Annotated in this window: 7 protein-coding genes and 1 pseudogene; 3 read left to right on the top strand and 5 right to left on the bottom strand. The window is 72.9% G+C overall.

From position 1 onward, the window contains the following. Together SSQG_RS32195 and SSQG_RS32190 are read left to right on the top strand one after the other, a co-directional pair. Positions 1-470, top strand: a pseudogene (locus tag SSQG_RS32195) (MBL fold metallo-hydrolase); the annotation flags it as partial. Between the two features lie 68 nt (positions 471-538). Next, positions 539-1,120 (top strand): DedA family protein, encoded by a 582-nt coding sequence (locus SSQG_RS32190; protein ID WP_425315023.1) that lies wholly within the window; start codon positions 539-541, stop codon positions 1,118-1,120. Between the two features lie 78 nt (positions 1,121-1,198). Here SSQG_RS32190 and SSQG_RS32185 read toward each other — a convergent pair whose 3' ends face one another. The 4 genes from SSQG_RS32185 to SSQG_RS32170 all read right to left on the bottom strand — a co-directional run bounded on the left by SSQG_RS32185 (position 1,199) and on the right by SSQG_RS32170 (position 5,463). After that, a complete protein-coding gene (locus SSQG_RS32185; protein WP_039934104.1) occupies positions 1,199-2,239 on the bottom strand; it encodes an MBL fold metallo-hydrolase in 1,041 nt (346 codons plus the stop codon). After that, the gene (locus tag SSQG_RS32180) at positions 2,236-3,483 is read right to left on the bottom strand and encodes an aminotransferase class I/II-fold pyridoxal phosphate-dependent enzyme (RefSeq protein ID WP_039934103.1); all 1,248 of its coding nucleotides are present in this window, start codon (positions 3,481-3,483) and stop codon (positions 2,236-2,238) included. Before SSQG_RS32180 ends, SSQG_RS32185 begins: the two co-directional genes overlap by 4 nt. 189 nt (positions 3,484-3,672) lie before the next feature. Further along, entirely contained in the window at positions 3,673-4,479 is an 807-nt protein-coding gene (locus SSQG_RS32175) for a hypothetical protein (protein ID WP_003994138.1), read from the bottom strand. 189 nt (positions 4,480-4,668) lie between these two features. Further along, a complete protein-coding gene (locus SSQG_RS32170) occupies positions 4,669-5,463 on the bottom strand; it encodes an RNA polymerase sigma factor SigF (RefSeq protein WP_003994137.1) in 795 nt (264 codons plus the stop codon). 240 nt (positions 5,464-5,703) lie between these two features. On the opposite strand from SSQG_RS32170, the gene SSQG_RS32165 reads away from it, so the two are divergent. Continuing rightward, on the top strand, positions 5,704-7,497 hold the full coding sequence (locus SSQG_RS32165; protein ID WP_003994135.1) for a thiamine pyrophosphate-requiring protein: 1,794 nt from the start codon (positions 5,704-5,706) through the stop codon (positions 7,495-7,497). Here SSQG_RS32165 and SSQG_RS39945 read toward each other — a convergent pair. After that, positions 7,451-7,633, bottom strand: a complete 183-nt coding sequence (locus SSQG_RS39945) for a hypothetical protein (protein ID WP_003994134.1) — start codon at positions 7,631-7,633, stop codon at positions 7,451-7,453. The two genes, SSQG_RS32165 and SSQG_RS39945, sit on opposite strands and share 47 nt — an antisense overlap. Positions 7,634-7,699 lie beyond the last annotated feature (66 nt).

Below are 7,699 nucleotides of genomic sequence, written 5' to 3'. Positions count from 1 at the left end.
GCCCGGGGACGAGACGCCGGTCGGCGACGTCGTCGTACGGGCCGTGTCCGCGCGGCACGACGGGCGGCGGCTGCCGCTCGGACCGCACCGCTCCCCCGCGCTCGGCTACGTCATATCCGGCGAGGGCCCGGACGTACTTCGCCGGGGACACCGGGCTGTTCGACTCGATGGCCGAGGAGGTCGGGCCGGTCGACGTGGCACTGCTTCCGGTGGGCGGCTGGGGGCCGTACCTCGGCGAGGGACACCTGGACGCGGGCCGGGCGGCTCAGGCTCTGGAGCGGCTGGCGCCGCGCAGTGCGGTGCCGGTGCACTACGGCACGTACTGGCCGATCGGGATGGACGCCGTGCGCCCCCACGAGTTCCACGCGCCGGGTGACGAGTTCGTACGGCTCGCGGCCCGGCGCGCGCCCGGCGTGGCGGTGCACCGGCTCGGGCACGGGGAGAGTGTGCGCCTGGAGGTCGCGCGGTGACCTGGACCGTGCCCTTCGCACAGGCCGGCGGACCCCTTCTCGCGGCGTCGGCCGTCACCCCGGCGTCCATCGTGCCGGAGTCCACTCAGCAGGCGGTCGGTTATCCCACCCTCTTCCTGCTGGTGCTGGCCGGGGCGCTGGTGCCGGTGATCCCGACGGGGGCGCTGGTGAGTTCGGCCGCCGTGGTCGCCATCCATCAGACGGCGCCTTTCTCGCTGCTGATGGTGTTCCTGACGGCGTCGCTGGCGGCGTTCCTCGGGGATGCGGCCCTGTACTGGCTGGGGCGGCGCGGCATGGGGTCGAAGAACGGCTCGCGCTGGCTGGAGGCGATCCGGTCGCGGGCGCCGGAGGACCGGCTGGCGCAGGCGCAGGAGAAGCTCGCGGCGCACGGGGTCGCCGTGTTGGTGTTGTCCCGGCTGGTGCCGGCGGGGCGTATCCCGGTGATGCTCGCGTGTCTGATGGCGAAGTGGCCGCTGCGGCGGTTCTCCCGGGGGAATCTGCCGGCCTGTCTGGCCTGGGCCGTGACGTATCAGTTGATCGGGATTCTCGGGGGGTCGTTGTTCGACGAGCCCTGGGAGGGGGTGCTGGCGGCGGTGGGGCTGACTCTGGTGATCAGTGCGGTGCCGGCTGTGTGGCGGCGGGTTCGGTAACGCCGTGGGGGTGTGCGTTGTCTTCCGGGTGCGGGTTGCCGGGGGCTGGTCGCGCAGTTCCCCGCGCCCCTTGCCGCACTAAAGGATCTTTGAAGCGCCGATCGGCATGTCCCAGAGGTTCTCTCGGGGCAGGCCTGCCTTTTCCCATGCTGCCTGTACCCGTGTGAGAGGCTCCAGGACCGGTTCCGCCGACAGGACGAAGGTCGCCCAGTGCATGGGGGCCATCCTGGTGGCGCCGAGGTCCTGGGCCGCTTGGACGGCTTCCTCCGGGTCGCAGTGGACGTCGCGGAGCCACCAGCGCGGGTCGTAGGCCCCGATGGGCAGCAGTGCCAGGTCGATTCCGGGGTAGCGGCGGCCGATACGGGAGAACCAGTGGCCGTAGCCCGTGTCGCCGGCGAAGTGGACGCGCTGCCCGTCCTGGTCGGTGAGCACCCAGCCGCCCCACAGGCTGCGGCAGGTGTCGGTGAGGGTGCGCTTGGACCAGTGGTGGGACGGGACGAAGTCGAAGCGGACGCCGCCCAGTCGGGCCCCCTCCCACCAGTCGAGCTCGGTCACGCGGGTGAAGCGGCGGCGGTGGAACCAGCGGGCGAGACCGGCCGGGACGAACACCGGGGTGTCGCGCGGGAGCCGGCGCAGTGTGGGGGCGTCCAGGTGGTCGTAGTGGTTGTGGCTGATGACGACGGCGTCGACGCGCGGCAGCGCCTCCCAGGGGACGCCCACGGGTGTGATGCGGGCCGGGGTGCCGAGGATCCGGCGGGACCAGACCGGGTCGGTGAGGACGGTCAGACCACCGATGCGGATCACCCAACTGGCGTGTCCCGCCCAGGTGACGGCGACCGTGCGGGCGTCGACGCGGGGCAGCGGGCCCGGTTCGTAGGGCAGCCGCGGAATGTCGGCGAGGCCTTCCGGGCCCGGCCTCACGGCGCCTTCGCGGGCGAAGCGGGCCATGGCCTTCAGGCCGGGGAGCGGGGCGGTCAGCCGGTCGTGGAAGGTGCGCGGCCACACCCGGTGTTCGGCCAGCGGTCTCGGTTCGGCCAGCGGCGGGTACGGGGACGGGAGGGCCGGGTCGCCGGTTTCCTGGGTGGTCGTGCTCGTGGCCGACTCGGACTGCTGCGTCATCGAGGAGACTCCCATCGCTGAGCGTCGTCGCGGAGATCGTCGAAGACCGACTTCAGCCGGGCCAACGCGCGTTGCACGTGCGGCAGTTCCAACGGCGTGGGCGAGGTGAGGCATTCCGCGCGTTCCGGGTCGGAACCGGCCAGCAGTGCGCCGGTGGAGAGCCGCACGCGTGGGGCTTCGAGCTCGTCGCCGAAGCGGTGGCCGCCCGGGGCCGGCATCCCGAGGCGCGCGGAGAGGAAGTCCTCCAGTTCCTGTGCGTCGCCGACGCCGTGCGCGTTCAGCGCGGGGCGCAGCGGCGTGAGGTCGGCGTACAGGTGGCGGCCGGCCTGCGGGGGCCGGGCGAGGGCGCCCGCGGCGACCACGGCCGAGTGCGCCTCGGCGGCCATGCGCGCGTGCAGGCGCACGGCCATGGCGACGCGCTCCGTGACGGGTTCCGGTTCCCCCAGGGCGTAGGCGGCCGCGGCGGCGACGGGGGCGGCGACCCGGGCGTCGAGCGCGGTGAGGACGTCGAGCACGCGCGCGTGGAGGCCGCCGGCGTCATCGCCGACCGGGAACCGGGCCACGGCGGCCGGCCAGCCGGGCGGGAGCAGGGCACCGGCCAGGTCGCTGACGACGGTGACCCGGTCGGGCTGCATCTCGGCGGGGCTGAGCAGTACGGGGTCGTGCGGGTCGTGCAGGGTGTCACGCCAGGTCTCGTCGCTGACCATGTGCAGGCCCTCCCCCATGGCGGCCTCGACGGTCTCGTGCAGCAGCTCGGGAGGGGCGACGGTGGCCGTGGGGTCGTCGGCGACTGACAGCACGAGCAGCCGCGGGTCGCCGCCCTCGGCGCGGACCCGGCGCACGGTCTCCAGCAGGGCGTAGGGGTCGGGAACACCGCCGCTCTCCGGCGGGGTCGGCACATGGAAGGCGGGGCGTCCCAGCAGGCGGGCGTACGGCGCCCACCAGGCGGCGCAGGGCCTCGGCACCAGGACGTCGCCGCCGAGGGCGGCGGTCAGCGCGAGCAGCAGGGCGGGGGCTCCGGGGCCGGCGGCCACGCGGTCGGGGTCGCAGTGCAGTCCGCGCCGGTCCCAGTAGCCGCAGGCGGCCTCGCGCAGGACCGGGCCGCCGCCGACCGGCTCGTGGCCGCCGTGGGAGGCGGCCGCCGCGAGCACCGCGGACAGTTCGGGGAGCACGGGCAGTCCGTCCTCGGGGAGGGGCGGCCCGAAGCGGACGGGGCCGTGGCCTTCCGGGTCGGTCCGCCGCATCCGTACCTCCGCAGTGCCTGGTGCCGCCTTGTGTCGCCTCCGGCGCGCACGCCCGGCTGGTGCCCTCGGCCACTGAGTACCCAGGGTGCCGTCGCCCCATGGGTGCGCGGCCGGGTCGTGACGGTCACAGCATGAGCGGGCCGGGCCGGGGAAGCGAGTGCCGTCCGGGGCCACGGGCGGCGCCGGCGGTCAGCGATACGGGTCGGCCTCGCGGTGGCGCAGCCGGTGCACCGCGGCGGCGCACGCGCCCGCGATCAGCACGCCGCCCGCGACCAGGGCGGGTACGGAGTCGGTGAGGGCGCCGCCGTCGCCGGCGCGTACCCCGCGCTGGACGGCAGCCCCGCCGCACTCGGTGCCGCCGCGCTGTGCGTCCTGGGCGGTGCCGAGGGGGACGTCGGGGCAGGGCTCGTGGGTGGGCTCGTAGGTGGGCTCGTGCGGCTGCTCGTAGCCGCCACCGCCGTCGTGGCTGTCGCCGCCGGCACTGCCGCCACCGCCGTCACCGCCTGCACCGCCGTCACCGCCTGCACCGCCGCCCTGACCGTCACCGCCGTCACCGCCGTCACCGCCGTCATCGCCGTGGGCCACCGTGAACGTCGCACTCCACTCCGTGCCCTCCCCTCCGGGAGCGGCCGGGCAGGTGCCGTCGACGGTCCATGCCGAGTCGTCACCGAGGGCGTCCGGATCGTCCTCGAAGCTCTCCGCGGAGGCGATGTGCGCCGTGCCCCGGTAGGCGGGTCCGGACACCTCGTCGTCGTTGCCGGTCACCTTGCGCAACGGGACCGTGCCCTCGTCGAAGGCCTGCGAGGTCGCGTCGATCGTGTCGGGGGGCGGTCCGCCGTCCGGATCACAGCTGACCGAGACGGTGATCGTGCCTCCGGGTGCGACGGTGGCGGGACCGACCTCGGCGGTGGGGTCGGCGGCCACGAGGGGCGCGAACCCCATCAGGGCCGAGCCGGCCAGGACGGTGACGGAGAGTGCGTGGAAGGTACGGCGCATGCTGCCATCACAGCCCGTTCACGACGGGCTCGCGCGAAACCGGACCCCATTAGCGGGACGGCATCCGCCGACCGAGTGAAGTGGACCGGCCTTCAGAGGCGCGGGGCTGTATCGACAGGCGGCTCCGCCGCGTGGGCGCGACCAGCCACATCCGGCCCGCGCCCGCCACCCGGCATCGATCCCACGGCGCTACGCGACATCCCGCATGACCTGCTCCCGCACTCGACCGCAGGACCGGCTGATCAACCGGGACACGTGCATCTGCGAGATCCCCAGCTCCTCGGCGATCCGGCTCTGTGTCATGTCACCGAAGAACCGCATGTACAGGATCGCCCGCTCGCGCTCCGGCAGCGCCGCCAGCCGGGCCTTCACGGACTCGCGGTCCACGACCGTGTCCAGCGCCGGGTCCACGGATCCCAGCGCGTCACTCAGGGAGTACCCGTCCTCGCTGCCGGGCAGCTCCGCGTCCAGCGACAGGGCGGTGAAGCTCTCCAGCGCCTCCAGACCGGCCTTGACGTCGTCCTCGCTCATCTTCGCGTGCTCGGCGATCTCGGCGATCGTGGGCCGGCGTCCGGAGATGGTCTGGGACAGGTCCTGGGAGGCGACGCGCACACGATTGCGCAGGTCCTGAACCCGGCGGGGAACGTGCAGGGTCCACATGTGGTCGCGGAAGTGCCGTTTGATCTCGCCGGTGACGGTCGGCACCGCGTAGCTCTCGAAGGCGTTGCCGAGCTCGGGGTCGTACCGGTCGACGGCCTTGACCAGGCCGAGGGCCGCGACCTGGCGCAGGTCCTCGAAGCTCTCGCCGCGGCTGCGGAAGCGTCCGGCGAGACGGTCGGCCATCGGCAGCCACGCCTCGACGATCTCGTCACGGAGTGCGTCGCGCTCGGGTCCGGCGGGAAGGGTGGCCAGCCTGCGGAAGGCGTCGGCCGTGTCGGGGGCGTCGTCGTGGGGGTGCCGCTTCGTCCTGGTGTGGGTCGCCATGATGCGTCGCAATTCCCTTGCATGGTGCTTTGGGTTCGACGGTCACCGTGGGAGCGCGAGCTGTGGGACAGAGGCGCCGGCGGTGGCTCTGCGGCGCCACTCCCACGGACGTGCCTCCTGTCCGAAGCACTCAGGTGCGCCTGCCCCCGGCCCCCACCCGCAAACCCGGAGAGGTTTTCTGCCGTCGCGCAGGGTGACTCGGACTGCTGGCTCTGCCCCCATACGTCCGGGAGGTCGTACATGAGCACCAAGGTCGCCGACCATGTCCTGCAGAGGCTGCGCGAGTGGGGGGTGGAGCAGGTCTTCGGCTACCCGGGCGACGGCATCAACGGCCTGCTCGCCGCCTGGGGCCGGGCCGAGAACGAACCGCGTTTCGTGCAGTCGCGGCACGAGGAGATGTCCGCGTTCCAGGCGGTCGGCTACGCCAAGTTCAGCGGCCGCCTCGGGGTGTGCGCCGCGACGTCGGGACCGGGGGCGATCCATCTGCTGAACGGCCTGTACGACGCCAAGCTGGACCATGTGCCGGTGCTGGCGATCGTCGGCCAGACGCACCGCACCGCGATGGGCGGGTCGTACCAGCAGGAAGTGGACCTGCACACGCTGTACAAGGACGTCGCCTCGGAGTTCGTGGAGACGGTGACGGTGCCGGAGCAGCTGCCGAACGTGCTGGACCGCGCGATCCGCACGGCGTACGCGCGGCGCTGCCCGACCGCGATCATCATTCCCGCCGACGTGCAGGAGCTCGACTACTCGCCGCCGACGCACGAGTTCAAGATGGTGCCCTCCAGCCTGGACCGCAGTTCGTGGACGGCGATTCCGTCCGACGACTCGGTGCGGCGGGCGGCGGAGATCCTCAACTCCGGTGACAAGGTGGGGATCCTGGTCGGCCAGGGCGCGGCCGGTGCGCGGGCCGAGGTGGAGCGGATCGCCGAACTGCTCGGCGCGGGCGTCGCCAAGGCGCTGCTCGGCAAGGACGTCCTGAGCGACGAACTGCCGTACGTCACCGGCTCGATCGGCCTGCTGGGCACCCGCCCGTCGTACGAGCTGATGCGGGACTGCGACACGCTGCTGACCATCGGCTCGTCCTTCCCGTACAGCCAGTTCCTGCCGGAGTTCGGCAAGGCGCGGGGCGTGCAGATCGACATCGATCCGCACATGATCGGGATGCGCTACCCGTACGAGGTGAACCTCGTCGGTGACGCGAAGGCCACGCTGGAGCGGCTGATCCCGCTGATCGAGGGCGGACGCGGGCGCGAGTGGTACGACACGGTGTGCGCCAACGTGAGGCGCTGGCGTGACGTCATGGAGCGCCGGGCGGGACTGGACGCCGATCCGATCAACCCGGAGTACGTGGCCCGCGCCCTGGATCCGCTGTTGCCGGACAACGCGATCGTCACGTCCGACTCGGGTTCGACGGCGAACTGGTACGCGCGGCACCTGACCATGCGGCCGGGCATGCGCGGCTCGCTCTCCGGCACGCTGGCGACGATGGGCTGCGGGGTGCCGTACGTGATCGGCGCGAAGTTCGCGCACCCGGACCGGCCCGCGATCGCTCTGGTCGGGGACGGGGCGATGCAGATGAACGGGATGGCGGAGCTGATCACGGCGGCGAAGTACCGCCACCTGTGGGACGACCCGCGGCTGGTGATCGCGGTGTGGAACAACCACGATCTGAATCAGGTCACGTGGGAGATGCGGGCCATGGAGGGCGCGCCGTCGTTCCTGCCCTCGCAGGAGCTTCCGGACGTGCAGTACGCGGCGTTCGCGCGCTCTCTGGGGCTGACCGGCATCCGGGTGGAGAAGCCGGAGGACGTCGAGGCGGCCTGGCGTGCCGCGCTGGAGGCGGACGCTCCCGCGGTGGTCGAGTTCCTGACCGACCCGGCTGTCCCACCGATCCCGCCGCACGCCACCTGGGACCAGATGGAGGCGGCCGCCGCGTCGGTCCTGAAGGGCGACGCGGACCGCGGATCGATGGTCAAGCAGGGCTTCAAGGCAAAGGTGCAGGAGTTCCTGCCGGGGCGGGAGAAGAAGTAGCCGCGGCGGCGGGGTTCACGTCGGCCGGTTCGCGCCGGCCGGCGTCCTCCTGCGGCAGCAGCAGTTCCTCGTACCGGCCCAGCACCAGCACCGCTCCGAGCATGAGCAGCGGAATGAGCACAGCGAGCATCGCCATGGCGTGTCCTTCCCCAGGGATGTGTGGGGGGTGTGACCCGGGTCTCCCGCAGGCCGTGGCGCAAAC

It is taken from the genome of Streptomyces viridochromogenes DSM 40736 (assembly GCF_000158955.1).
In the GTDB taxonomy this organism is placed as follows: Bacteria; Actinomycetota; Actinomycetes; order Streptomycetales; family Streptomycetaceae; genus Streptomyces; species Streptomyces venetus.
This window is presented reverse-complemented; position numbering and strand designations above follow the sequence as displayed.

Coding starts and splice junctions, on each gene's coding strand:
- SSQG_RS32185 (WP_039934104.1), bottom strand. CDS start 2,239: ATGACGCAGCAGTCCGAGTCGGCCACGAGCACGACCACCCAGGAAACC.
- SSQG_RS32180 (WP_039934103.1), bottom strand. CDS start 3,483: ATGCGGCGGACCGACCCGGAAGGCCACGGCCCCGTCCGCTTCGGGCCG.
- SSQG_RS32175 (WP_003994138.1), bottom strand. CDS start 4,479: ATGCGCCGTACCTTCCACGCACTCTCCGTCACCGTCCTGGCCGGCTCG.
- SSQG_RS32170 (WP_003994137.1), bottom strand. CDS start 5,463: ATGGCGACCCACACCAGGACGAAGCGGCACCCCCACGACGACGCCCCC.
- SSQG_RS32165 (WP_003994135.1), top strand. CDS start 5,704: ATGAGCACCAAGGTCGCCGACCATGTCCTGCAGAGGCTGCGCGAGTGG.
- SSQG_RS39945 (WP_003994134.1), bottom strand. CDS start 7,633: ATGGCGATGCTCGCTGTGCTCATTCCGCTGCTCATGCTCGGAGCGGTG.